This window comes from Paenibacillus sp. CMM36 (assembly GCF_053570945.1).
On the sequence record NZ_JBSEDY010000002.1, the window covers coordinates 494867 to 519753 of the forward strand.

At 48.1% G+C, this 24887-nt stretch carries 22 protein-coding genes and 1 riboswitch; of the genes, 3 read left to right on the plus strand and 19 right to left on the minus strand.

All coding sequences use genetic code 11. From position 1 onward, the window contains the following. Positions 1-4: 4 nt before the first annotated feature. Positions 5-1516 (minus strand): DUF4153 domain-containing protein, encoded by a 1512-nt coding sequence (locus ACWA2B_RS06310; RefSeq protein ID WP_029518789.1) that lies wholly within the window; start codon positions 1514-1516, stop codon positions 5-7. A gap of 147 nt (positions 1517-1663) precedes the next feature. Here ACWA2B_RS06310 and ACWA2B_RS06315 point away from each other — a divergent pair, with 147 nt between their 5' ends. Continuing rightward, the gene (locus ACWA2B_RS06315) at positions 1664-3400 is read left to right on the plus strand and encodes an ABC transporter substrate-binding protein (RefSeq protein ID WP_069012260.1); all 1737 of its coding nucleotides are present in this window, start codon (positions 1664-1666) and stop codon (positions 3398-3400) included. Between the two features lie 209 nt (positions 3401-3609). Here ACWA2B_RS06315 and ACWA2B_RS06320 read toward each other — a convergent pair whose 3' ends face one another. Continuing rightward, complete coding sequence (locus tag ACWA2B_RS06320) at positions 3610-5010, minus strand: transcriptional regulator (protein WP_069012261.1); 1401 nt, start codon at positions 5008-5010, stop codon at positions 3610-3612. A 213-nt stretch (positions 5011-5223) separates the two neighbouring features. Between ACWA2B_RS06320 and ACWA2B_RS06325 the strand changes: the two genes are divergently transcribed. Then, entirely contained in the window at positions 5224-5469 is a 246-nt protein-coding gene (locus tag ACWA2B_RS06325; RefSeq protein WP_069012262.1) for a DUF6953 family protein, read from the plus strand. A 42-nt stretch (positions 5470-5511) separates the two neighbouring features. Here ACWA2B_RS06325 and ACWA2B_RS06330 read toward each other — a convergent pair whose 3' ends face one another. Beyond that, entirely contained in the window at positions 5512-6471 is a 960-nt protein-coding gene (locus ACWA2B_RS06330) for a helix-turn-helix transcriptional regulator (RefSeq protein WP_449291808.1), read from the minus strand. A 112-nt stretch (positions 6472-6583) separates the two neighbouring features. On the opposite strand from ACWA2B_RS06330, the gene ACWA2B_RS06335 reads away from it, so the two are divergent. Beyond that, positions 6584-7531, plus strand: a complete 948-nt coding sequence (locus ACWA2B_RS06335; RefSeq protein ID WP_449291809.1) for a Gfo/Idh/MocA family protein — start codon at positions 6584-6586, stop codon at positions 7529-7531. A gap of 42 nt (positions 7532-7573) precedes the next feature. Here the strand turns inward: ACWA2B_RS06335 and ACWA2B_RS06340 are convergent, their stop codons facing one another. From ACWA2B_RS06340 to ACWA2B_RS06415, 16 genes are all read right to left on the minus strand, one after another. Continuing rightward, positions 7574-8590 (minus strand): asparaginase, encoded by a 1017-nt coding sequence (locus tag ACWA2B_RS06340; protein WP_209947588.1) that lies wholly within the window; start codon positions 8588-8590, stop codon positions 7574-7576. Positions 8591-8820: 230 nt separating this feature from the next. After that, complete coding sequence (locus ACWA2B_RS06345) at positions 8821-9588, minus strand: amino acid ABC transporter ATP-binding protein (RefSeq protein ID WP_340933681.1); 768 nt, start codon at positions 9586-9588, stop codon at positions 8821-8823. 4 nt (positions 9589-9592) lie between these two features. Next, positions 9593-10309 (minus strand): amino acid ABC transporter permease, encoded by a 717-nt coding sequence (locus tag ACWA2B_RS06350; RefSeq protein WP_013312615.1) that lies wholly within the window; start codon positions 10307-10309, stop codon positions 9593-9595. A 30-nt stretch (positions 10310-10339) separates the two neighbouring features. Beyond that, positions 10340-11149, minus strand: coding sequence for a transporter substrate-binding domain-containing protein (locus ACWA2B_RS06355; RefSeq protein WP_165145665.1), 810 nt, complete (start codon positions 11147-11149; stop codon positions 10340-10342). Between the two features lie 143 nt (positions 11150-11292). Beyond that, entirely contained in the window at positions 11293-12102 is an 810-nt protein-coding gene (gene nikE, locus ACWA2B_RS06360) for a nickel import ATP-binding protein NikE (RefSeq protein ID WP_342434647.1), read from the minus strand. Between the two features lie 38 nt (positions 12103-12140). Beyond that, positions 12141-12965: an ABC transporter ATP-binding protein gene (locus tag ACWA2B_RS06365; RefSeq protein WP_342434648.1), complete on the minus strand. Its 825-nt coding sequence runs from the start codon at positions 12963-12965 to the stop codon at positions 12141-12143. Positions 12966-12985: 20 nt separating this feature from the next. Continuing rightward, complete coding sequence (gene nikC / locus ACWA2B_RS06370; protein WP_080658671.1) at positions 12986-13816, minus strand: nickel ABC transporter permease subunit NikC; 831 nt, start codon at positions 13814-13816, stop codon at positions 12986-12988. Continuing rightward, on the minus strand, positions 13816-14760 hold the full coding sequence (gene nikB, locus ACWA2B_RS06375) for a nickel ABC transporter permease subunit NikB (protein WP_340957414.1): 945 nt from the start codon (positions 14758-14760) through the stop codon (positions 13816-13818). The genes nikC and nikB (ACWA2B_RS06375) overlap by 1 nt, the downstream gene beginning before the upstream one ends. A gap of 46 nt (positions 14761-14806) precedes the next feature. Beyond that, positions 14807-16432: a nickel ABC transporter substrate-binding protein gene (gene nikA / locus ACWA2B_RS06380; protein ID WP_069012270.1), complete on the minus strand. Its 1626-nt coding sequence runs from the start codon at positions 16430-16432 to the stop codon at positions 14807-14809. Positions 16433-16590: 158 nt separating this feature from the next. Beyond that, positions 16591-17367: an ABC transporter ATP-binding protein gene (locus ACWA2B_RS06385; protein ID WP_318627747.1), complete on the minus strand. Its 777-nt coding sequence runs from the start codon at positions 17365-17367 to the stop codon at positions 16591-16593. Continuing rightward, entirely contained in the window at positions 17364-18281 is a 918-nt protein-coding gene (locus tag ACWA2B_RS06390; RefSeq protein WP_449291810.1) for an ATP-binding cassette domain-containing protein, read from the minus strand. The genes ACWA2B_RS06385 and ACWA2B_RS06390 overlap by 4 nt, the downstream gene beginning before the upstream one ends. Then, the gene (locus ACWA2B_RS06395; RefSeq protein ID WP_318627749.1) at positions 18281-19096 is read right to left on the minus strand and encodes an ABC transporter permease; all 816 of its coding nucleotides are present in this window, start codon (positions 19094-19096) and stop codon (positions 18281-18283) included. Before ACWA2B_RS06395 ends, ACWA2B_RS06390 begins: the two co-directional genes overlap by 1 nt. A gap of 14 nt (positions 19097-19110) precedes the next feature. Further along, positions 19111-20040 carry a nickel ABC transporter permease gene (nikB, locus tag ACWA2B_RS06400; RefSeq protein ID WP_069012274.1) on the minus strand — a complete coding sequence of 310 codons (930 nt, stop codon included), beginning with the start codon at positions 20038-20040 and terminating at the stop codon, positions 19111-19113. Positions 20041-20055: 15 nt separating this feature from the next. Beyond that, the gene (locus tag ACWA2B_RS06405; protein ID WP_318627750.1) at positions 20056-21636 is read right to left on the minus strand and encodes an ABC transporter substrate-binding protein; all 1581 of its coding nucleotides are present in this window, start codon (positions 21634-21636) and stop codon (positions 20056-20058) included. A 214-nt stretch (positions 21637-21850) separates the two neighbouring features. Continuing rightward, positions 21851-22048, minus strand: a riboswitch (cobalamin riboswitch). Between the two features lie 755 nt (positions 22049-22803). Further along, the gene (locus ACWA2B_RS06410; RefSeq protein ID WP_318627751.1) at positions 22804-24111 is read right to left on the minus strand and encodes a nucleobase:cation symporter-2 family protein; all 1308 of its coding nucleotides are present in this window, start codon (positions 24109-24111) and stop codon (positions 22804-22806) included. Further along, a complete protein-coding gene (locus ACWA2B_RS06415) occupies positions 24105-24722 on the minus strand; it encodes a xanthine phosphoribosyltransferase (RefSeq protein ID WP_318627752.1) in 618 nt (205 codons plus the stop codon). Before ACWA2B_RS06415 ends, ACWA2B_RS06410 begins: the two co-directional genes overlap by 7 nt. Between the last annotated feature and the right edge of the window lie 165 nt (positions 24723-24887).

The following is a 24887-nucleotide window of genomic DNA, read 5'->3' on the forward strand; positions in this document are numbered from 1 at the left end:
CCTCTCATTCCAAAATATAGTTGTGCAATTCTCGTTGCGCTCGATACTTTGCCCAATTGAATTCAGACCAAGCCGATTCTTCTCTCGTCATGCTCGTCAAACGGGCTTGTAAAAACTCATCCAGCGCTCCATGTTCCTTACGGCTAAAGTCAATCAGCAGCGGAATCGCGTCCGCCGATAGCTCACTCAAATATTCCTTATCTATCACCGATGTCGTGCGATACCGTTCGAGATTATTTTCAGCAATCCGTATATCAATGCCCACATAGTTCACGACGACATAGGCGACCAGAGCGAGTACAATATAATATTTCGCCAACGGCAGTTGACGGAAATGAATGCGCATTGCTGCAATAAGCAGTAGCAAGCCCAGAAAAATCATAAACGCGTGTACCAAATAGCGGGTGTACGTATAGCCGTATGCTTCTTCGTACATAACCAGCCGGGTATATCCCGAATACAGCATCACACCCGAACAACCCACGAGTATGTACAGCAGGCCGCTGTTCATTTTTTGCACTATACCTGAGCCAAATTCAGTCCACTTCAATACACTGATCATCAGCACAAAGTTGATACCTGTTACCATAACCAGCTCCCCGAATCCTCTTCTCGCATATTCGGCATACGAGGTTCCTTCGGGCAGAGCACCTTCCCATGCACCAAACAAATATCCGAACTGCAACACGACGAACACAACATACACCAAATTCATGACAATCAGCACCGTAGCGGTAATTACAGGATCAAACTTGATCGCAACCGGCTCGTGGTAAGGTACTGTTGATGACTGAGTTTCTCTCTGCGTATTACGCGGAGCAGGCTGTACAAATCCCCACAAGTAACAGAAGAAACAGAAGGTGAAAAAGCAGATCCAGATCAGCCGCGGCAAACCACTCCCAAAGGTCAATGTGCCAATCCATTCGGGTATGCCAGATAACAACTTTTCGAACATCCCGTCTGCCGAAGCCAGCAGAGATATAATAATGAGTAGCAACGGCAAGGCAATAAGTAGACCGATTATCACTTTACCCAATACACGCTTACGCTCATCCTTTACATTCCGAAAGGCTGCCGTCTTAAACATTCGAAACGGAGTCACGATATGGCGAAAATTTTGATAAAACCAATGGCTTAGCGCCTGACCGATAATACCGGGTTCTGACCAGCCATGCCTTTTCTCCCCGAACAGCAGCACCATATGTACGCTAATCAGAGCAGGTATCGCCAGCGCATTTAACACATATAGGATCGGATTATTGAACAGCACGTATGTCAATGCCAGCATGAAAATGATCACAAACAGCAAACGCCCTATCCATGATTTGAGCTGGAAACGATCTCGATTAAAGGCATACATATAGGCGTAAAACCCAATAACAAAAATGGGCATAGACACGCCCAGCCCATGTCCGAAGAACAGATATTGATGAACCAGCGCCAACACAATTGCGCCAGCAAAGGCAGACAGAAACGACGTTTTCGGCAAAGACGTTCCATTCATCTTGTCATGCATGATAAATACCTCCGCAAATATGCTTTATAACCCTTATTGTAGATGATAAAATAAGAAGATAAAGAGAAATTAATTCAAACAAAATTTCCTATTTTATAAAAGTGGCTACGCTTTTAATCAAATATAGGGGAAACGGAGCAACCTTGAATGAAACTCCATGCCCAATTTTTACGACTTCACTCACACGCAGCTGACGACAAGGACGAAAACCATACTATAGAGACGACGCTGGATGAGCTAGCAGCTATTTTTGACTGTACTCACCGCAACGCCTTGATGATCATTCAGAAAATGGAGCAGCATGACTGGATACAATGGACTCCCCGCCGAGGCAGAGGCCGCCGCTCCAGTCTGCGCTTCCTTATTCAGCCGGAAGACATTGCCGTGCAATCCATGATGCAAGCCATAGACCGCCATGATATCAAACGCGCGCTGGATGAGATCCGAGTTCATTCGCGCTCCTCCACCATGCAAGAGCATTTGCAAGGCTGGCTGCTAAATTATTTTGGGCACCACGCGGAGGTGCGCAGTGATCAGCAGCAGATCGACACGCTGCGTCTGCCTATTCGCCAGCAACTTTATACGCTGGACCCGTTGTACTTGAACTGGCTTGCCGAGTCCTTCGTATCCAGCCACGTCTTTGATGGCCTGGCCCGTCGGGCGAACGAAAGCGGCGAGATTTTGCCGGGATTGGCGCACGCTTGGGAGGTGGACACCACTCGTACACAGTGGACTTTTTTCCTGCGTAAAGAAGTGCTGTTTCATAACGGAAAAATACTCACCGCTGAAGACGTCGTCTATACCTTTGAGCGACTGAGTCGGGCCCCGGGAAGGAGACTTTACCATTTTATCGTCCGGCAAATTCAGCACGTCCAGGCGTTAAGTCCGACGATGGTACGTTTCGTACTAAAGGAGCCAAACGAGCTATTTCTATCCTTCCTGTGTACCAGCCGGGCTGCGATTGTGCCGCGTGAGCTTAATCAGGTGGGTGAAGCCGCCTTTGGCATCCACCCTGTCGGTACAGGGGCATTCAAAGTCACGGAAATGAACGAGAGCCTGTGTACACTGGAGGCTTTCGCACCTTATTTTCAAGGCCGAGCTCATCTGGACCGAGTGGAAATTGTCCAACTCCCGTGGGCGACTAAGCTGGAATCGCCGGATACGGAAGACACCGCTTCTTCTTTTCACATTATCCATAATCCCGTATCGGCGGGAGATACGGATACCGCATGGAGCCAGATTCACTCAGCGGCTTCGGTACGCAAATTTATCACATGTAATACACACAAGGATGGACCGCTGCGTAACCCAGAAATACGTGCCCGCATTGTAGCATGTCTGGATCATCGCTCCCTTCCTCCAGCAGTAAATTCATCTAACGATTCTTTTGAACCACTGGCGGCACTGCAAATTGCTACCATTCCCGAGTATAAAGCGGACGCAGACCGGGTTGCGGCTCAGCTCGAATCCTGTGGGTATACCTGTAACATCGTGGCCGCATCTATGAATGAATTCAAAAGCTCATCTATCCGTATGGAGTCAGACTTAATCATCTTTTCTCTCTTTCGTGACCGTGATGAGCAATTACGCCTGTTTGACTTGTATCTGAATGTATCCGGACATGTTGAGCCTCATAGCCGTGTGGATATCGAAAGACTGCTGCGTGAAATTGCACGGGAGGCCGATCACACTGTTAGGGCGCAGCAATTTGAACATATCGAAACTCGGCTCATGGATGAGCACCAGCTGCATATTTTATATGAAAAACCCGTTCAGACGGCCTATCTCCCTTCTGTGCGCGGCGTATCTTTTAACAGTCAGGGCTGGGTGGATCTGCGTCATGTCTGGTTTCCACCTGCTGTACCTCCATCATCCAAGCCTTGAGCCAAGCGGTCCATTCAAGCGCATCGGATGACCAAAAAAAGGTATCCTCTTTTCACAAGAGGATACCTTTTGGGTTACGACAATCCAGACCTTTTCAAGTAGATGGTTCAAGGGATGAAAGCGCCCATCCCCCCAACCCATGACTGTGGACATCGCTAGGATCTTCCATAGGAGGGGTAACGGGTGGAAAATTCAACAGGATAAAAACATTAAATGCGAGCAGAGAAAAAACGATCTTTTTTATCATGGATGTACTCTACCTCTCCAAGTAAGTTTTTATATTCCTCTTTGTCCTGAGAAGTGGCAGTATGCCGATACTTTTCAAATAATCCTACACATTTGATGGTGACAGGATTACCATTCAGCACGACGGAATAAGAAAGGCTCTCAAGCAAGAATTTCATACCTTTGGTATAACGGTGTTTGTTGAGATCATAACAAGCCATCTCTGCCAAAAATCGTGCATAGAGATCTGCTGACATTTGCTCCGTATAAGTGCCTACCTTAACATGCTGATCTGCAAATGCCTCAATTTGTTTTTCAAAACGTTGCAGTACATGGTCTACATTAAAATCATAACGGTTGGCCGCTACCATAATTTTATGTAACCCCACGAGAATTTCGCCTTCGTTTTTTTCCAAATAATCTACATACTGTGGAATCACATCCAGACTGCCGGACATCAACTGGTATAAATACCCGTTGGCCTCAGCCCAGTTGCTACAAAGGGCCTTCAAACGCCGAGCTTCTTCCGTATCCTCTTGCACCCAGCTCAAATCAGAGTATAGGGATACAAATTCCAGTGCCTTCTGATAATCCCCGCGCTCATCCCACACCCCGGCACGCAGCACGTAAGAATATACAATATACATAAACAAAGGACCCTTAGGTTCCTTGCCACGCTCCGGTCTTCTGGTATTTCCGTATTTTTGCTCGTATTGTACCTTGGCTTTTTGAGCCATTTTTTCAGCATACCATTCTACTTTATCCCAACGCCGCAAGGAGGCATAGGTATTAGCCAAGTCTCTTAAGGCATCCAGTTGGTCTGCTTCACCCAGTCGGTCCACAAAGCTTTCGAAATGTGTGGCTGCCCATAAATTTTCGTCCTGGTCATCACCAACGGCAATCGTAAATAAACGGTATTGGCAGAGCGCCAGACGCTCTGAATGTTGGTACTTCTCACTTTCCGAAACATTTTTATAAATAATTGCAGCAGCCTCGAGCTTACCTTCGCTGAATAATTCTTCTGCTGTCTCAAACAAAGCTGGGGCGTATATGAGATAGTCCATCATAAACTCCACGACTTGCTTAATACAATCCAGTTTGTTCAGCTCTGCACAGCGATGCAAAAAGGGACGAACCCGTCGCCAATTCGGTGCCGTATTCCGTATAAATTCATCAATGTATAACTCATAGAGGCTCCCTTCTTCAAGCCCCATGCCTGCACCAATCCTATCCAACAGCAGCATCGCAATCGGACGATTACCGTTAATAATGGCACTGATCGTTCCTGCATTAATACCTGTGTTCTCCCCAAACTTACTAATCGTAATTCCTTCTCGTCTGATGTACTGTTCCAGCTCTGCGCGAATTGTGGTTGTTTCCTTCAAACCAGGCACCCCCAGGGATTACTTGCATGATTACAATACAAAAAAAGAAAATTCCCGTGAATATTCCCTTAATTATACAAAAGAAAGCTCGCTTAGCCAACCGCTCCAGTAAATTTATATCAAAAAATTCAATAATTCTCCGAATTGCCGTATACTACGGGGAGGTGAGCCGAGCAGCTACACCCAATCGGTACGCAGGAAAGGATACGACAAATGGACAACACCCCTACAGCAGAACAAGAAATTGCACAATGGATGGTCGCGCAGATCCGTGAAGTGGGCACCCTGAAACAAGAAGATGCAATTGCATATGTACGCTCTGAGTATGGAGAGCAGTATGTGTTTATAAGCGAGCATGGTCATGTATCTCTGGAAAAAGAAATCAAAAAAGCATTTCGCAAGCTTCATGGTGGCAGAATCGCCTGGGATCGTGACGGATTTCTCTGGGCCTGGACTTAACAAGCAAAAGCATCTGCCCTAGGCAGGTGTTTTTTTAATGATTTATCCATATATCCTCTGGAGTCGGTTAATTTCTTCCTTCACAAACTGTCGGAGTATTACAGGCTCCACAACTTCAACCCTGCCAATCCAATCCATAGCATCGCGGCAGGCCGCTTCATAACTATACATGTTGACCGTTAGAATGAAATGAGCGCCTTCCTGTACAGACTGGATGATTTCCATCCTTTTCGCTATGATTTCCGCTTGCTTCTTATTCGTTCGGATCAGAACGGGATAGTATTCTTTCTCTGCACAAAGCTGCTTAAACGCGGTTTCTTGTCTCATCCAATGATGCTCCAGCGAAAAATCCTCCGGAACCTCAAAGACTTCCGCAGACGGCTGAACCTCCTTGATTCGCTCACACTTAAAGGTCCGAACCTCCCGCCCAACTTCACAGAAGGCAATGAGGTACCAATCTCCTTTTTTCACCACAAGTCCGTAGGGATGCACATGACGGGAAGAACAGATTCCGTCAGCTTTTTCATATTGAATGTTTATTTTATGGGACCCCCACACCGCAGCTCTTACGGACTCAAGACAAGGAATGGCTATACGTTCCGTCCACCACGGCGTATCATCAAAATAAAACCGCGCTTTGGCTTTCTTAATATCGGACTGATACGAGTCTGGCATCGTCTGTTCCAGTTTGAGCAGAGCATTCTTTAACTTCAAACCCGATTCCGTGGGCCCGCCTGTATAAATGCCCATCCCTGTTAAATACAACTGAATGACATCCCCGCCATTCAACTGTTTCAGGTTCGCCGTATAACCCTCCATTAAATAAATTCCGCCCTTCGGGCCGGAAGCGGTAACAATCGGAACGCCGGCTTCAGCCAGGAGGTCGATATCCCTGTAGATGGAGCGTACAGAGGTTTCCAGTGCCAACGCCAATTCCTTGGCCTTCATTCTCCCTCTAGATTCGATACATAATAAAATCGCGATTAAACGATGCAGTCTCACAATCATTCCTCCACAATAGATGGTTAACCCGAATTGAAAAGATAATGCAAAGATTGTTGACACCCTGTTGGCAGTAATAGGTGTGTATCATAGAAGTAAAGGGGTGTGATGGATGATGAATATTGGAATATTGGGGACGGGATTCGGCGCGTATCATGCCTCACTGTTAAACAACCATCCCAAGGTAAACAGAATCATGGTATTTGGAAGGAACGAAACCAAGCTGCAAAAGCTGAAAGAGGAGCTAAACGTAGAAGTCACACAAAATATAGAGGATATTCTGCTGGATCCAGATGTGGATATCGTCGATCTATGCCTACCTTCCCACCTACATAGGTCATATGCGGTGGATTCGCTGAAGCACGGTAAGCATGTATTTTGTGAAACGCCGGTTTGCTTTAATCTCGAAGACGCTCTCCTTATGCAACAGGCTGAGAAGCAATATGGCAAAAAGATTCTGGTCAACCAGTTCATTAAGTTTGATCCCGCCTATACCTATCTGTATGAGGCATACCGCCAACAGAAATACGGGAAGCTCATCTCCTTATCTTTGAAAAGAGAAACGCCTCCTCTGTGGGGGGATCTTGGACTAAGCTCCATTCCTACTCAGTTCATGATTCATGAACTGGATTTATTGACCTGGCTATTAGGCCCCTGTGATCCTTGTACAGTCTGGGGTACAGAAGTTACTCATCCTGAACAAGCACAGATTCGGGCTTACTTTCAGCATCGGGATACTTTCACAGAAGTCATCGCCTCATCCCACTTGCCGGGAAGCTACCCATTCACAGTGGCCTATGAGGCTTATTTTGAAAAGGCCAAGCTGGTATTTCATGAAAGCGACGAAAACGATCTTATACCTACCGCATTATATGAGTATACCGTATCAGGACAGCAAGAAATCAACCTCGAATCTGCCAATCCATATGAAAAAAGCTTGGATCATGCACTTGAATGCTTTGGTGGACATCCGGAAAGCCTGATTCCACTGGAATCGGCTGTACAAGCGCTGAAAGTAGCTATTGAGATTAAAAGCAGACTGGGGCAAGCCCAGCGTTAACCCGGTATTTTTGCAAAATCCTCATCTACGGAAATCAGCTTCCTATAAGGAAGCTGTATCCGCAGGCAAGGAAACTTCGTCCGCGTAGTTCGTTGCCATAATCTTGGCTACCCCTGCCGGATCGGTCGTCTGCCCCAACGCCCACATCATTTTCGTCACCAGCGCTTCCGTTGTCATGTCATACCCCGGAATAACACCCTTCTCCAGTACCTTTTGCCCCACCTCGTAAATCGTCAAATCCCCGCCCTCATAAGGACATTGAGTAGTCACGACAATACTCATACCGTCCTTCATCAATTCCTCGATTTTGCTGATTAGGCTCCTTTCTTTAAACGGGACGCCGCCCATACCAAAGCCCTCAATGACGATACCTTTATAGCCCAAGCCCTGAATGGCATCGAAAATCGCCGGATTCGTACCCGGAATCAGCCTGAGCAGAAATACCTCCGAAGCATACCCGTCGTTGTATGGGTGACGAGCGGTACCGCGATTTGCAAATACGCCCTCCGTATAGATCACCTTACCGTTCTCCACGAGTCCGATATACGGATAGTTAATACTCTCAAAAGCATTATAGCTGCGTGTTCTGATTTTTGAACTGCGGCTACCGTTGATAATTTTGCCGTTAAACACGACAAAAACCCCGGCCACCTCGCCACATGCGGTCAGGAATGAGTCGATTACATTCTTTTTGGAATCGCTGTGCTCCGCCAAAATAGAAACCTGCGAACCTGTCACGACGACGGGTTTGTCTACAGTTCCCAACATGAAGCTCAAGGCTGATGCTGTATAAGCCATCGTGTCCGTGCCGTGTGCAATGACAATACCGTCGTATTGATCGAGCGAACGATGTACCATCCGGGCGATGGAAGCCCAATCCTCAGGTTGTGTATTTGTGCTATCAATGCTCATCAGATTATGGGCATCAATCTCGCAAATCTCCTTCAGTTCCGGAATTTCCGCCAAAATATTTTCAGCCGATTGGGTCGGTGTCAGGCCGTTTTCCTGATAGGAGGAAGAAATGGTCCCTCCGGTATTAATGAACAAAACCTTTTTCATATCCAATGTTCCTTCCCGATTACATCTTCACTGTATTGTTCTTAGAATTTATCATGAATAAGTGTGATAAGCTACTTTGCAATGGAAAAGAATCGGAGATATGAGGGGCCAAAAAAGCACGACAAACAAGCGCGGGCTTTCCTTCCTCCTGCGACTTGTCTAACGTGCTTTTTACATAGGTGCAATAAGTCTACAGCGCTGCACATACCTATAAGCCATCCACGTACTTCTTATGGGGATACAGGCTGCTCCTGTGGCACTCTCTGTACCAACGCTTTGCCCAGAAACTGCCGTGTCCGTTCTTCCTTCGGATTGGTGAAAAACTGCTCCACGGGTCCCTGCTCCACGATCACGCCATGCTCCATCAGCACAACCCGATCCGCTACATCTCTCGCAAAACCAAGCTCATGCGTGACAATAATCATCGTATTGCCTTCACTCGCCACCTTTTGAATCACGGACAGCACTTCATCTACCAGTTCAGGATCAAGTGAAGATGTCGGTTCATCGAACAACAACACCTGCGGATTTAGTGCCAAAGCACGGGCAATCGCAACTCGCTGCTGCTGTCCACCCGAAAGCTGGGCAGGATAATAAGTCATACGATCCTTTAACCCGACCTTTTCCAGAATGCCTTCACTGATCTCCCTCGCCTGCTTACGATCCAGCTTTTTCACACTGGTCAGACCAATCATCACATTGTGGAGTGCATTCAAATTTTTAAACAACTGATATTGCTGAAATACCATGGCCGTTGCCATCCGTAGTCCGAGAATATCCTTTTTTCCCGCCTTGGCCGCGTCTACCTTTACACCGTCAATTTCAATGACACCACTGGTCGGCTGTTCCAAAAAATTAATGCTGCGCAGCAGCGTGGACTTCCCCGATCCGCTTGGGCCCAGGATCACCACGACTTCTCCCTTGCCCACCGTCAGGTCTATGCCCTTCAACACGTGATGCTGTCCAAAATGCTTATGAATTTGATGAAGTTGAATCATACCCTTACTCACTTCTTTCGTAAATTCGAATACGCTTCTCCAGCACGACAAGTCCGCGCTCAATAATAATGCACACCAACCAGTAAATCAGAGACACCGCAACATACACCTCAAAAAAAGCCAGCGCCCGCGCGCCCATAATTTTAGCCTGTCCCATCATATCGACGACACCAATCATAAAAATAAAAGACGTATCCTTCACTGTACTGATCAGCGTGTTTCCCAAATTGGGCAAAGCCACCGTCAACGCCTGCGGCAGTACAATTTTGAGCATAATTTGTGTTTGGCTCATGCCGATGGAATTAGCAGCCTCAAATTGTCCCCGATCGACCGAATGAATCGCCGCCCTAAATGTCTCCGACAGGTATCCCCCGAGATTCAATGAAAATGAGAGCAACGCAAACAGCTCGGGCGGAATGACATAGACATTGAACTGCTGTAAGAACCCATATTCGCTCTGGAAATAATACAGAAACTTGGGTATTCCGTAATATACGAGAAACAGCTGCACAATGAGCGGTGTTCCCCGAATGTACGAGACATACAACGTAGATAACGGTGCCAAGACAGGCACCTTGTATATCCGGATTAAGGCCGTAGCCAACCCGATGATCCCACCCAGCAGCATGGACACAAACGCAATCCATAAGGTCACGGGGAGATACTCGACGATCTGGGGAAGGCTTTTCAACATATAATCAAGATCAAACAGCTTTTCCATAGGAACCCCACTTTACCCTTTACATTGTTATTACTGAGGAATAAATTCTCCACCTGTCCACTGTTCAGACAATTTTTTCAGTGTTCCGTCCGTTTTCAACTCTTTAATGATCGGGTCGATTTTAGCTTTCAGCTCTTCGCCCTGCTTATCCTTTTTGAACACCAGATTAATGTTATCGCTTTGCACCGGCTCGCCCACAGCTTCCACCTGCAAACCTTCCTTCTTGATCGTTGCCGCCGCCATAACCGGATCATTCACATAAGCGTCCACTCGGCCATTTTGCACGTCTTGAAGGTTATCGGACGAAGTGCCTGTATCATTGTATTTTAAAATAATTTTATTCCCGTTCTTCGCATTATACTGTTCCAGCAACTGTGTGTAGGAGTCGCCTACCGAGGCTGCTACCTTCTTGCCTTCCAAATCCTTGAGGGAATGAATATCCGTTCTACCCTTTTTCACAATAATAACCGACTGAGCCGAGAAATAGGACTCATCCGAGAACAAATACTTCTTCTCACGTTCAGGATTTTTGGCAACTTCATCTGCAATCATCTGAACTTTATTCGAATCCAGGGCAAGGAATATCGCATCCCAACCCGAAGGTACAAATTCAATCTTATACCCGTCCAGCTTCTTGTCGATCTCCTTGACTACTTCCACATCGTATCCGGTCAGCTCATTTTTATCATTCGTAAAGGCAAACGGTGGGTAGTCATTTTGTGTGCCGACATAGATGACCTTATCCCCCGATGCCGCATCCTTCGAGGAACATCCACTCAAGGCACCCGTTAATAACACAAGAGATAGGCCAATCGCTGCTACCAAAGCAGATTTCTTCATATTATGACATCCCCTTTTTAATATCCAAGTAATTTACTATGATTTTATATTATAACGGGTTATTCAAATAATACAACAAGTAAATTTCATATTGATTATTTAGCTATATGTTGCACAAAAAAAGGACCCTTGCGGGTCCAATGTCATCCATGAAGCGGAAAACGCTCTGCTGGATGTTCCGGCAAAATGGACGAGATCAACCGTCGTACAGCCGGATGAGCAGATTCAAAAATCTGATCCTTCTCATCACAGCGCTCGATCAGTCTCCCCTGCTCCATCACAGCAATGCCATCGCAGACAGCATAAGCTGCCCGAATATCATGCGTGATGAACAGATATGACAATCCAAACGAAGATTTCAGTTCTCCCAGCAGGGATAAAATGTGCATCTGGTGAACCATATCGAGGCTGCTGACGGACTCATCCAGCACGATCAGCTTTGGTTTGAGCGCAATCGCCCGTGCAATATTGATCCGCTGCAATTGTCCGCCACTGAACTGATGCGGATATTTAATCCGATCCTCCGGCTTGAGGCCAACCCGTTCCAGCAGGCTTTCGACCGTTCTTTTTTGTTCCTTCACCGATAACCGTTCGTAATTGTCCAATGGCTCCCCAATAATCTGCCCGGCGGTCATTCGGGGGTTTACAGCAGAGTAGCAGTCCTGAAATACGACTTGCATATCCCGTCGCAGTCCCCTGAGGACCTGGGGACTCGCATTATAAATGTCCTGTCCCTGGAACAGAACCTGACCCTCCTGCGGCTTCTCCAGCCCTAGAATAATCTTGCCCAGCGTGCTTTTACCGGCTCCACTGGTTCCAAGTAAGCCTAGGCAAAATCCACTCTCTATAGTAAGCGAAACGTTAGCCAACACAGGGGGACGTGGTTCAGAGCGGCCTAGCCATTTGCGCCTTCCATAGCTATGGGTTACTTCCTTCACTTGTAGCATGCGCATTCGCTCCCCTTTTGAAAGTGTAGTTGTCGAACAGGCGACTAACCACCTACCTGATTTATGCCTCGGAGGAACAACTTGGGTCTGACATGCAGCAGCATTTTCGTATATTCATCCTGCGGGTGATTGAACAACTGATGGACTTCAGCCTGCTCAACAATACGTCCCTGCTGCATGACAGCCACTTCATCCGCCAATTGGGAAATGACGCCCAGATCATGCGAGATCAGCAAAATGGACGTATTGTATTCCGTACGCAAGCGATCCAGCTCTCTTAGCACCTGTAGCTGATTGACCACATCAAGCGCCGTCGTTGGTTCATCGGCAATAACCACTGCTGGCCGCAGGCACATGGAAATGGCGATCATGACTCGTTGCAGCATCCCGCCACTCAACTGAAATGAATAACGCTTCATCAGCTTGGCTGGATCGGGCAAATTCATATTTTCCAGAGCCGTTATGGCAAGATCACGGGCCTGTCGTTTGGTTAATCCGGTGTGCGTGCGGACCGTTTCCATAAACTGAGCTCCGATCGTATACACTGGCGTAAAGGCGCTCATCGGATTTTGCATAATAAACGCGATTTCCTTGCCCCGAATACGGCGCATCTCCTCAGCCGCCATTCCGTTAAGCTCACGCCCGTTCAGACGGACACTTCCTTCCACGTCCATCGTCTGGAGATCCAGCAATTGGAGCAACGCTTTACAAGTCACCGTTTTGCCGCTTCCACTCTCGCCAACAAGACCCAGAACTTGTCCCCTTTTCAGCTCAAAATGAGTTGGCTCCAGCAGAGATACCGCCCCGGCATCGGTTTTGAGCTTCACCTGTAAGCCGCTGACCTCCAGCACCTTCGTCCTGTCGTCCATCGTTGTAACTCACTCCTGTTTTACTGACGTTTGGCAATTCCGTATCGGTCGGACAGCGCCTCCCCCAATATATTGAAGGCCATCACCACCACCAGAATCATGACCCCCGGATAGATCATTAATTCCGGATGGCTGCGGATGTATCCCGTTCCCTCATGAATCATCGCTCCCCATTCGGGAGTCGGCGGTTGGATGCCCAAACCGAGGAACGACAACGCGGAAATATCCATGATCGCCCAGCCCATTTCCAGCGTACCAATGACCACAATCGGCCGCAGCACATTCGGAATAATATGCCGCCGGATAATGGCTCCTGAGGAGGACCCGCTGATCCTTGCGGCAGCTATAAAATTCCGTTCTTTCAGACTGACGACCATATTGCGGCACATTCTGGCATAATACACCCACTGCACCATCATTAATGCAAGCAGCACCTGCATGAGGCCCGGTCCAAAAATACCGACAATGCCCAGCACAAGCACCAAATTCGGAAACGCCATAATACCTTCGCAAAACCGCATCAGCACACTATCGACCCAGCCGCCCACATAACCCGCAAGCGACCCGACCACAACGCCGATGCTAAGCGAGGACAGGAAAATTAAGGTTGCAAAGCCTAGCGAAATCCGTGCGCCATACAGCAACCGGGATAAATTGCACCGACCCAAATGATCGGTTCCCAACCAGTACTCTTTGGAAGGTCCCTCCAGCTTGTGCAGTAAACTGACTTTAACCGGATCATGGGGAGCCAGCCAAGGAGCTAGCGCCATAATAATAAAAAGAGCAGCCAGTACGACAGAGCAGACCACGATTACCTTTTGACCTTTGAACATTGTACGCAATCTTATCATCACTGCTCTGCTCGTCCCTTCGATGAAATTCGGGGGTCCATATACAAATGCACCAGATCAACGAGCAAATTGCATACGATGAACAGGCATGCCGCCAAAAACACATAGCATTGTATGACGGGAATATCCCGGTTAAAAATCGCCTCCACAAAATAACGGCCAAACCCGGGCCATGAAAACACCTGCTCCACAATAATCGTTCCGGTCAAAAGTTTGCCCAGGTTCATACCCATACTTGTAATCAGTGGAGCAATGGCAATTTTCAGTACATGCTTGAGCATGATCACCCGCTCACGGAGTCCTCTAGTTCTGGCATACTGCACATACGTTTCCTGCAGCTGCTCCAACACACTGGAACGCAGCAGGCGCGTATATAAAGCAATCAGAACCAGCGACAGGGTTAACGTGGGCAGCACCAGATGCTGCCACGTTCCTCGCCCCTCTACAGGGAGCCAATCCAATCGGACAGAGAAAAAGAAGATTAATAAATATCCCAGCCAGAACTGGGGAATAGACGCCCCAAAATATGAAATTCCTCGACTAAGCATGTCGATCCAGCCATTTTTACGCATCGCCGCTAGCACGCCCAACGGGATACTCACTAGAATAGATAGCACCATACTGCTCACAGCCAATTCAAAAGTGGCGGGCAGCCGAACTTTGACCTCATCCCATACCGGCTTGTTGGTCAGATACGAAGTACCAAAGTCCAATTGACTGATTCTTTGAAGTGTATGCATATACTGCGTCAGCAAAGGCTCATCCAGCCCGAACTCATGTCTTTTCTGCTCCAGAATCTCTGGAGTAGGATAAATATGAGCAGCCGTCAAATAGGCCTCGGCCGGATCAACTGGTGAAATATGAATCAGTGCAAAGGTAACGAGGGTGGCAAAGAGAACAATAGGAATGACCGCTACCATTCGCTTCCCGATATAGCTGATCATGAGTTGTCCTCCTATCCTGTAAACGAACGTTACCCTTCGTTTTTAACTACTTCCCGATTTCAAGCCCACCAAACGGATTTTCATCCCGGTTGGCCGGGAATACAAAGTTCGTAATCTTTTTCTGATACACTGCCGTTTTCTTAATATACGAAATAGGCACAATGGCAGATTGCTCCTGAAGCGTCTTCAGAATCGAAGCATACAGCTCTTGGCGCTTGGTTTCATCTGTCGATGAGAGCGCCTCGTGTACTTGCTGATCCAGATCTTTCTTCATCGGAAGGGCGCTCAGCGTCTCGGAAATTCCGAAGCTCTTCTTGGCAATGACGTTAATAAAGGAATGCGGATCATAAGGCGCACCATAGTTATACCAGAAGTACAGATCAAACTGGTTGGATCTAAGGCGCTTAATTTGAACCGTCAGCTCCAGTCCGGTCAGGTTCACTTTGACACCCAGTTCTCCCCATTCAGCCTGAATGGTTTCAGCCATCGCCTTTTGGATTGGATCGGTTTTATCAAAAATCAGCTCAAAATCCAGCTGTTGTCCGTCTTTTTCCCGTACTGTACCGCCTGCGGGCAGCTTCCAGCCAGCCTCATCCAGCAACGCTTTGGATTTTTCCACATCATAGCCAACAGGCTGTAGGTTTACATTCGTATACGGATAGTTTTTGGATAAAACCGTATCCGCTTTTTCCTCCAGCCCTGAAGTCACACCTTCCACCATTGCCTGCTTGTTGAAGCCATGCTGGAGGGCCAGACGTACCCGAAGGTCTGCCAGCTTGGGATTGGACGAGTTGAGCAACAGACTTCTTGTTCCGACAGGCTCGGACAGCGTGGTAACATACTGATTCGTGTCGCGAAGCTGTTTGAAGGCATCCAGACTAATGACACCCTCTCCATAAATCAGATCCAGGTCGCCTTTTTCAAAGGCCATCACACGGGTTTCGCCATCGGGAATGATTTTTACCGTAATTTTATCCACCTTCGGTGCAGTACCCCAATAGTTCGGATTACGCTTAAAGGTTGCATACTCATCTTGCTTGTATTCATCCAGCATCCAAGGTCCTGTACCTACAGGTTTCTTGATTCCTTTGGACGTATCTCCATCATCCGGGAACCCAGCTTCACCCAGAAAACGGAACGGGCGAACGACAGACAAATCCTGAAGCACTGGGTAGTATGGCTCTTTGAGCGTCATTCGGAAGGTGCTGTCATCTACGGCTTCAGTTTTGTCGAGAACGCCTACTATACCAAGCCAGCTGTGCGTCTTCTCATTTTTCATGATAGCGTCAAAGTTCTTTTTGACAATGGCCGCATTAAATAGCGTACCATCCGAAAATTTCACATCTTTGCGCAGCTTAAACGTATATGTCTTACCGTCCTTGGAAATAGTCCAGGATTCAGCCAAAGCAGGTTCCAGCTTGCCTCCTTGCTTGTAGCTGACTAACGGCTCATAAACCATGGATTGTGCAAAAAGTTGGGAAGGATTGTATACATGAGGATTCATCGTGCCAATGTCACGCGGCCACGATAGCGTGATCGACTTTTCATTGGCAGCTCCGTCAGTAGAGGTGGATGCAGGTGTGTTCTCCTGCTTTGCGCAGCCCAAAACAACGGATAATAAGAGGAGCGCCACCAACATAAGGGTAGCAGTCTTGCGGTGTCGAACGGACATCAATGTATTTCCCCTTTTCTATATATGTGATAATGATTATCATAATCATATTTAGAATAGGTATCACGCTCAATTTTGTCAACACTATTCGACAAGCAACCCTCTTATTTCTTTTGAATTTGTAGAATGAGGATTTTGAAAAATCCTAAACTTATGGCTTAATTCGCCAACGTTTGAAATAGAGTACGCGTGTACTCATGCTGTAACAAGTCTTCATCCCATTCCCTAAATATTTCCACAATCTCCCCCTGAACCATGACGGCAACGCGGTCACAAAACTGACGAGTAGATGGGAGATCGTGAGTGATAAATAGGTAGGACAACTGACGTTCCACCTGCATTCTCTTGAGCATGTCCAGTACAGAAGACTGCGTTGTCGTATCCAGATTGGCGATCGATTCATCGAACAAGATAATATTTGGCTCCACCGCCAAAGCTCGGGCAATACATACCCGCTGCTTTTGCCCGCCACTCAGCTGAGCTGGGTATTTTTCCAGACTGTCAGCCTCTAATCCTACCGATTCCAATAGAGACAGACAAATATCCAGCGCCTGCGCTTTTCGCTCAGGGAAATAGTTGTGGATTGGCTCCATTAAAATATCTCGAATGGTCATACGGGGATGTAGCGAGGAGGACGAATCCTGTGCAACCAACTGGATTCGCTTGTACAGCTGAACATCCTTCATCTTTCCGGTGTGAATGGGCTGTTCATCCAGCCAAATCTCTCCTGAGGTCAACGACTCCAGCCCCAGAATACATTGTGCCAGCGTGCTTTTGCCACTTCCACTTTCTCCAACCAGTCCAAGACATTCTCCTTGTCGTATCTCCAGACTCACCTTCTTCACGGCCTGTTCGCTATCTTGCGTGCTGAACCAACCTTTTCTCCGTTTGCGGACAGGGTATGCTTTGGTCACATTCTTCAATTCCAGCATCACTGGTGCATCCTTCCTTCCGGGCTCATCTCCAACACTCGATCTGCTATGCGACTCATACCCTTGCGATCATGTGAGATCAACAATATGGTGAGATCAAAGTCTTCTCTCAACTGTTGCAGCAATGCCAAGACCTTGTCGCGGTTGATCACATCCAGCGCCGTAGTAGGCTCGTCGGCAATAAAGAGGCGAGGACCGGAGCTTAGCATGGCAGCCAGCAGCACCCTTTGACACATGCCTCCACTTAGTTCAAAAGGATATGACGACAAAGTATGCTCAGGATCTGCAAACCCTACCTTGCAGAGCAGAGAGCGCAAATAGGCCTCCCGCACTGGAGTAGCGCCTCCTCTGGCTATTTCTAAGACACGGCTCAGCATCTGCCGCATCCGTGGCAGCACGCCCAGTGGGTGGACTTGCTGCGGTGCATTGTGGGATAATGCAGCACCAGCGTGCTCCGGCTCCATCTGGTCATGCGGCATCCAACGCCGCCCGTGCAGTCTAAGCGTATCCATCAGCTGGGCGCGGACAGTCCGGATCGGGTTTAACCCGCTCAGCGATTGTTGAATGAGCAGGGCAATATCCTCTCGGCGCAGCCTTTGCCAGCGCCGTTCCTGGAACGGGAGAATGTCTTCCCCGTTATAGTAGATACGCCCATGCGTAACACCGATACCTGGCTCCAGCATGCCTGCGATTGCGTGAGCGGTCAGGCTCTTGCCGCATCCGCTCGGTCCAGTCAGGACCACAATCTCCCCTGAATATATGGAAAAGCTCACATCACGCAGCAGTGGTTTGCTCCCACTTCTGCTTGCTCCTACGCCTGTGCGGCAGATTTCCAAATGTTCCACGTGTAACAACGGTTTTCGACCTGCCACTTGTTCTATCGTATCCTTGCCCCCAAGGGCTGTTTGATCCTCCACTATTTGGCCGCCTCCTTTTCCGAAAAGCGGTCACCCAAAAGCTGGCAGGCAAGTACGAATAGCATAATCGCCAAGCCTGGGAAAATCATGACATGCGGAGCCACCTGAAAATATGAGGTGGCATCATGCAGCATCACGCCCCATTCTGGCCTGGGCGGCTGTACACCCAGTCCAAGAAAGGACAGCCCAGCGATCATCAGCACCACGCGTCCGATATCCCATACCGTATAAACCAACAACTGCGGCAACGCTTGTGGCAATACATAACGACTCAGTATACGTACGTGTGAATTGCCGGATAAACGGGCATACCGAACGTAGTCCTCCTGACAAGCTTTTTGAACCAGACTACGGATATATCGGACATAGCCCGCCCACCGTACCGCAATAATGGCAAGGGTCATGTTAACAAAACCCGGACCCAAAATACCGACAATCGCCACCGTTAAAATAATATCAGGAAAAGCCAGTACCCCGTCGATTCCTCGCATAACCAGCTGGTCCACGCGTCCGCGCACATAACCAATAAGCAACCCTATAGGCAGACTGAAGCACAACGTAGCTACAGTAATCGCACATGCGATTAGCACGCTCATCCGAATCCCGTAAATTAGCCGTGATAGCACATCCCGGCCCAGATGATCCGTACCGAAAGGATATTTCCGGCTGGGTGGTGCCAGACGGTTCAAAAGGTCCACTTGGAGAGGATCATGAGGAGCGACCCATGGAGCCAATAACCCAAGCAGCACGATCAGACCAAACAGTACGCCTCCTGCCAGCAAACTCCCTTGAAAGGAAAGCCGTATCTTTTTCATTTTCAGCTTCCTCCTTAACGCAAACGCAGCCTCGGATCTATCGCCGTCTGGACCACATCCACCAAACACTGAACTCCTACAATTAAAAATACGGCAAAAATAACATACCCCTGAATCACCGGATAATCTCGCTGTGTAATCGCATCTATAAAATACTTGCCCAACCCCGGCCATGAAAAAATGGTCTCTACAATCACATTACCTGCCAGCATAAATGATAGATTGGTACCTAGCAGTGTAATTATAGGCAGAACCGCATGCCTAAATATCTCAAAAAACAGGATATGCAAACGTGAAAAGCCTCGAGCCTTCGCTGCTTTCACAAAATTCCGGTCACCCAGCTCCAGCATTTGAGCGCGCAGTACGCGTGCTTGCACAGCTCCCAAACCTGCGCCAAGAGTCAGCGCTGGGAGCACTAGATGTGTCCAGTCCTCCCTTCCCATGGATGGGAGCCAGCCCAAGCGAACGGAGAATAGATAGATCAACAGAAAACCAAACCAAAAAGAGGGGATCGACGATCCCAGCAGGGCGAACAGCCTGCCCAGACGATCCAGTGGGCCGCTGATTTTTAGCGAGGCAGCCAGCCCCAGCCCCAGCGTAAGCACCGTCATGACGGCGAAGCCCGCAGCAGCTAGCTCCACAGTAGCGGGCAGTCTGTTCCACAGTTCGGCTAGCACCGACTCCTTGGATACATACGAAGTGCCCCAATGCCCTGTGGACACATCCCGCAGCCAGTTCACATATTGAATATGAAGCGGTTCGTTTAAGCCCAGTTCCTTTCGTAGCGTCGTCAAGGCTTCCTCAGAGGCAGGGATATTATGCGCGGTGAGCAAAATGGTAGCAGGGTCTCCAGGGGCCAGCCGCATCAGTACAAAAGTCAGCGTGGATACCACGAATACAATGATAAGCAGCTGCGCCACACGTTCCAGTATAAAACGAATCATAGGATACGCAGCTCGTTATTCCGCAATATCGGATTGCGTCGTAATGTAGTAATACTCGATCGGATGGGGTGTAAAACCCTCCACCCCTTTTTTCACGCCAAACACATTATCAGGATGCACAATGAACGACTGTGGCAAATCCGTATTGATGATATCCAGCGCTTGTAGTGTCACAGCATTACGCTGCGCTGTATCCTTCGCCAGCTTCAAGCTGTTAAGAATACTCTCTAGCGGTTTGGAACTATAACGGCTTACATTTGCTTCGCTTTTCGAAGAATAAAACATGTCCATAAAATATTGCGGCTCTCCTGTATGAGCAGTAAGCATACTGTACATAGCAAAATCCCAATCGTTTTTGGTCAACGCCTCGTCGATATTTTCCACCTTGCGAATCTTGACCTGGATTCCCTCTTTCAGCAATTGGCTTTGGATGACCTCAGCCATAACAGAGAGCTCCGGACGCTGAGGGAAAGTCAGCAGCGTAACCTCGAACGGCTTGCCTTGCTTAGTCCATGTCCCTTGGGCGTCCTTCTGCCAGCCATCCTTCGTCAACAGTTGCTCTGCCGTTCCGTCCAGCGCTTTACGCTCAACTTTACCGAAGGGAAGAATGCTCGGGAACGGGCTGCTTGCCTCCGTACCGAAGTCCCTCATGACGGCGCTCACAATCGATGCGCGTGGAATCAGGCTGTCCACCACCTTACGGTTCGCCACATCCTTGAATACTGGCGATTCCATATTGTACACGATCATATGGGTGCGCAAGGACGGAGCTGACAGCACTTGCAGCTTGCCGTTCTTTTTCAGTACCTCTGCGTTATCAACCGGAATATCCGTTGCTACGTCCACCTCACCGGATTGCAGTGCCATCAGGCGCGAATTCCCGTCCGTAATGAACTTCATCGTCGCTTCAGCCAATCGTGCCTTCTCGCCCCAGTATCCGTCATAACGCTCTACGACCAACGATTGGTCCTTGTTGAACGCTTTGACTTTAAAGGCGCCTGTCATCGCTGGGTAACTCTGTTCATCTTTCATCGATGCCACATCCAGTACAATCGTCGATGGATCAGCTAGATTAGACACCAACGCCGCATTCGGCTGGTTTGTCGTGATCTTCAAGGCCAGCGGGCCGCTTACATCAATGGACTTCACATTCAGTAAATCCTTCGCCAGATGGCTTTTCTCAATAGAGCGTAACAAAGACGCTTTTACACTTGCTGCATCCATACTTTTTCCATTATGAAAAGTGACTTTATCCTGCAAGCTGAACGTCCAAACTGTAGGGCTGTCCTGCTTCCACTCCTTTGCCAACCAAGCCACAGGTTCCAGCTTTTCATTCAAACGTACCAGCGTCTCGCCTGCACCGGATCGCATTACATCCCAGCTATTATCTCCGTGCGGGTCAACGCCTGACGGTTTCCACGTATACGCCATTACTAGCTTTTTATCTGTCGCTGTTTGTTGTGCTGACGCGTTCTCCCCCTTGCCGGAGCTATCCGCCGTCTTATTGCTGGCACATCCCGAAAGAGCCATAACTGCTAGCAGCAGCATCACCCCTGTACATACGAACCATGAACGCCTACTACGATTGCTAATCATTTCATGAGTCCCCCTCTATCTTGTAAAAACATATAAACCTAACGTAAAACGCCAAAAAAAGCATTCCGGACCACTTGATTAGCAGTCAGAAATGCCTTCAATATAAAATGCCAAAACTCACCTCGAAGCCAACTCTAATAATATAGAAGGGATCGGTTTCAGACATTCCGTATGCAGCACGCCTAACCACCTCCCCAGCAATCCCGTGGGTCTGACAGTGATGTCAAAACAGGCAGGTCTCCTGACTCCAGGCGTATCTTTCAGGCCTTCCCGGTTCTTCACAATTCCAGTGGCTGTTCTGAAAGCTCCAGCAGTATCCTGCTGATGCCTGTATACAGTGGCGGGCCCGTGTCGGAATCAACCGAACTTCCCTTTTAAGTGAACATGCTCAACAACTATGTACATCGTCTCTACGAAACCCCATACATAGAGTTGTCCGGCTCACACCTGTTTTCTTCCTTTATTTCTTTTCATTACGATCTTATTTTGTTGTCACAGGCTTGTCAATAAAGGCTGCACAATAATTTAAATTTGAACGATAAGGTAGAAACAAGACCTAACCTCCAATTGCGTGTACGCAATTGAAGTGTTAAAATTAGGTATAGAGTAAACCACCGTGTCCGTATACTAAAAAGAGTCTTCGCCGCGCCAACGGCAAAGACTCTTAGGACTTGAAAGGCTGTGGATCACCCACGGCGCGCTGCATAACTAATGGTTAATGCAAACGAAACCCACCGTTAGGGGCCAACCTAATTACGCGGTGGGTTTTCGCTTGTTCCGAAATTTCCGACGTAGCCAGCGATAAAGTTTACGAATACTAAACACCAGGCTTAGTAACGTAACCATCCAACGCAACACATCGTAGCACGACACAAGGTTGACCATCGGCTTCACCCCCTTTCGGGAAGCTGCACCGTGGTCCGAAAACATCCACCACTATTCAAAATCCATAAGGTAAATTATACCATGATATCGCCCGCTGCTCTAGCAAATTCTTCTAGTAAGTAAACTGGAAAACGCACCAAATTAGAGCTACCCATTTCATTCCGCAGTTTATCTATATATCCCCAGACAGCAAGGGGATCTACTATCTGGATAACCCCATGCCAAACAGCCGGAAAAGAGGCATACGTCCTCTCTCCGGCTATCTTTATTTATTTCTAATCATCAAACCTTCTGTGGAACCTCCTGAATCGTCACGCTTTTGACCGATTCCCCTTGTTTTCTCGTCAAAACGATGTTCAAGACAATCGCTGTAATCGAGCCCGAAACAATACCATTTTGCAACAACATTTTGGCAAAGCTCGGCAGCTGGTCGAACATTTGTGGCAGAACGGCAGAACCTAGGCCCACAGCAATACTGCATGCTGCGATCAGCAGATTGCTTTCCTTTCGCAGATCCACTTCTGACAAAATAGACATGCCTGATGCAGCGACCGAGCCAAACATGACGATCATCGCCCCGCCCAGCACAGCGTTAGGAATCACTGTCGTTAAGGCAGCCAGCTTAGGCAGCAAACCGAGAACAACCATGATACCGCCCGCAGCAAAAATAACGTTCCGCGATTTGACGCGTGTGAGTGAGATCAGGCCAACATTTTGCGAAAAAGCTGTATAAGGAAACGCGTTAAAAATACCCCCAAGCATAATCGCAAGTCCTTCCGAACGAAGTCCATTGACGATCTGCTTTTGCTCCACCTTCTGATCAATCGCTTTGCCTACTGCCAGATAAACGCCCGTAGACTCGACCATGCTGACAATATTGACAATAATCATTGTACATACCGCCATAATGCTAAACTCTGGCTTACCAAAATAAAACGGCTGCGCAACACTCACCCATGACGCATCGGCCACGGGAGCAAAATGCACCATTCCCATCGCATAAGCAACCACCGTGCCTGCAAACAGACCGATGAGCACGGAAATCGAGCGCATAAAGCCTTTTGCCAACCGATTCACAAGCAAAATAACCAGCAAAGTAACCAGCGCCAACAGCAAATTACGTGGCTGTCCAAAGTCTGAACTGCCCTGGCCCCCTGCTACATTGTTCATCGCCACCGGAATAAGAGATAGACCGATAATCGTAACGACCGAACCCGTAACGACCGTCGGGAAAAAGCGTAGCAGCTTGCCATACAGCGGTGCCGCAAGCACCACGAATATACCAGACAAAATAATGGCACCGTACGCTGTCGCCAAATTCGAGGTCGAAGCAATCGCGATAATGGGGCCTACTGCCGTAAACGTACAGCCTAAAATGACAGGCAGTCTACTACCAAAAAAACGTGTGCCCATAATCTGCAATAACGTAGCAATCCCACAAGTGAACAGATCGGCAGCCACCAGATAGGCCATCTGGGCTGGCGTCAGATGCAATGCTCCCCCTACAATCAGAGGAACAGCAATCGCTCCAGCGTACATTGCCATGACATGCTGAAAGCCCAGTGCAAATAATTTTTGTTTACTTAACATCCCACATTCTCCTTAACGGGAGGAATCACCGTGCCAGCTTCCTCTATAAAATGGACCTCGCCCGGTGCCATGGAAGCGATCCGCGCAAGAGAGCGCACAGCAATGCCTCTTTGCTCCAATAGTCCCCGGCCTTCCTGAAAGCTCTTTTCAATTACGCAACCAACCCCGGCCAGCTCCGCGCCTGCTTCCTTCACAATATCCGTAAGTCCGACCAATGCTGCACCAGTAGCCAAAAAATCATCTACGATCAGCACATGGTCGCTGGCATCGAGATATTTTTGAGAAATGCTCACCTGATAGGTTTCCTGCCGAGTGAACGAATGAACCTCTGCGAAGTATACCTGCTCATTCAGCGTGATGGCCTTCTTTTTCTTCGCATAAATGAACGGGACCCCCAAGGCAATAGCAGTAGCCATTGCAAATTGAATACCACTAGCTTCAATGGTAAGCACCTTGGTGATCGGAGCACTGCCGAACAGGCGTGCAAACTCCTTACCAATCTCTAATGCTAATGCTGTATCTACCTGATGATTCAAAAATGAATCTACCTTTAATACGGTGTCAGATAAAATCTGTCCTTCTTGACGAATACGTTCCTCCAAAACTTTCATTATGCGAGTATCGCTCCTTCTGTACTTTAAAATAGTGAGGATTTTGCAAAATCCTGAACAGTAAAACCTGCCAAAACCAAAAAAGGACAGGCTCCCTTGAGTTGTTTCTCAAGTGAAGCCTGTCCTTGGGGTTATAATCCCTGACGGATTGGCGCACAAATAAAT

Excerpts from the sequence above, each read along its gene's own strand:
- ACWA2B_RS06415 (WP_318627752.1), bottom strand. The coding sequence starts at position 24,722 with ATGAAAGTTTTGGAGGAACGTATTCGTCAAGAAGGACAGATTTTATCT.
- ACWA2B_RS06365 (WP_342434648.1), bottom strand. The coding sequence starts at position 12,965 with ATGGACGACAGGACGAAGGTGCTGGAGGTCAGCGGCTTACAGGTGAAG.
- ACWA2B_RS06315 (WP_069012260.1), top strand. The coding sequence starts at position 1,664 with ATGAAACTCCATGCCCAATTTTTACGACTTCACTCACACGCAGCTGAC.
- nikB (WP_069012274.1), bottom strand. The coding sequence starts at position 20,040 with ATGATTCGTTTTATACTGGAACGTGTGGCGCAGCTGCTTATCATTGTA.
- ACWA2B_RS06355 (WP_165145665.1), bottom strand. The coding sequence starts at position 11,149 with ATGAAGAAATCTGCTTTGGTAGCAGCGATTGGCCTATCTCTTGTGTTA.
- nikE (WP_342434647.1), bottom strand. The coding sequence starts at position 12,102 with ATGCGCATGCTACAAGTGAAGGAAGTAACCCATAGCTATGGAAGGCGC.
- ACWA2B_RS06405 (WP_318627750.1), bottom strand. The coding sequence starts at position 21,636 with ATGATTAGCAATCGTAGTAGGCGTTCATGGTTCGTATGTACAGGGGTG.
- ACWA2B_RS06410 (WP_318627751.1), bottom strand. The coding sequence starts at position 24,111 with ATGTTAAGTAAACAAAAATTATTTGCACTGGGCTTTCAGCATGTCATG.
- ACWA2B_RS06345 (WP_340933681.1), bottom strand. The coding sequence starts at position 9,588 with ATGATTCAACTTCATCAAATTCATAAGCATTTTGGACAGCATCACGTG.
- ACWA2B_RS06395 (WP_318627749.1), bottom strand. The coding sequence starts at position 19,096 with ATGAAAAAGATACGGCTTTCCTTTCAAGGGAGTTTGCTGGCAGGAGGC.
- nikB (WP_340957414.1), bottom strand. The coding sequence starts at position 14,760 with ATGATCAGCTATATCGGGAAGCGAATGGTAGCGGTCATTCCTATTGTT.
- ACWA2B_RS06340 (WP_209947588.1), bottom strand. The coding sequence starts at position 8,590 with ATGAAAAAGGTTTTGTTCATTAATACCGGAGGGACCATTTCTTCCTCC.
- ACWA2B_RS06350 (WP_013312615.1), bottom strand. The coding sequence starts at position 10,309 with ATGGAAAAGCTGTTTGATCTTGATTATATGTTGAAAAGCCTTCCCCAG.
- ACWA2B_RS06335 (WP_449291809.1), top strand. The coding sequence starts at position 6,584 with ATGATGAATATTGGAATATTGGGGACGGGATTCGGCGCGTATCATGCC.
- ACWA2B_RS06325 (WP_069012262.1), top strand. The coding sequence starts at position 5,224 with ATGGACAACACCCCTACAGCAGAACAAGAAATTGCACAATGGATGGTC.
- ACWA2B_RS06310 (WP_029518789.1), bottom strand. The coding sequence starts at position 1,516 with ATGCATGACAAGATGAATGGAACGTCTTTGCCGAAAACGTCGTTTCTG.
- nikA (WP_069012270.1), bottom strand. The coding sequence starts at position 16,432 with ATGTCCGTTCGACACCGCAAGACTGCTACCCTTATGTTGGTGGCGCTC.
- nikC (WP_080658671.1), bottom strand. The coding sequence starts at position 13,816 with ATGATAAGATTGCGTACAATGTTCAAAGGTCAAAAGGTAATCGTGGTC.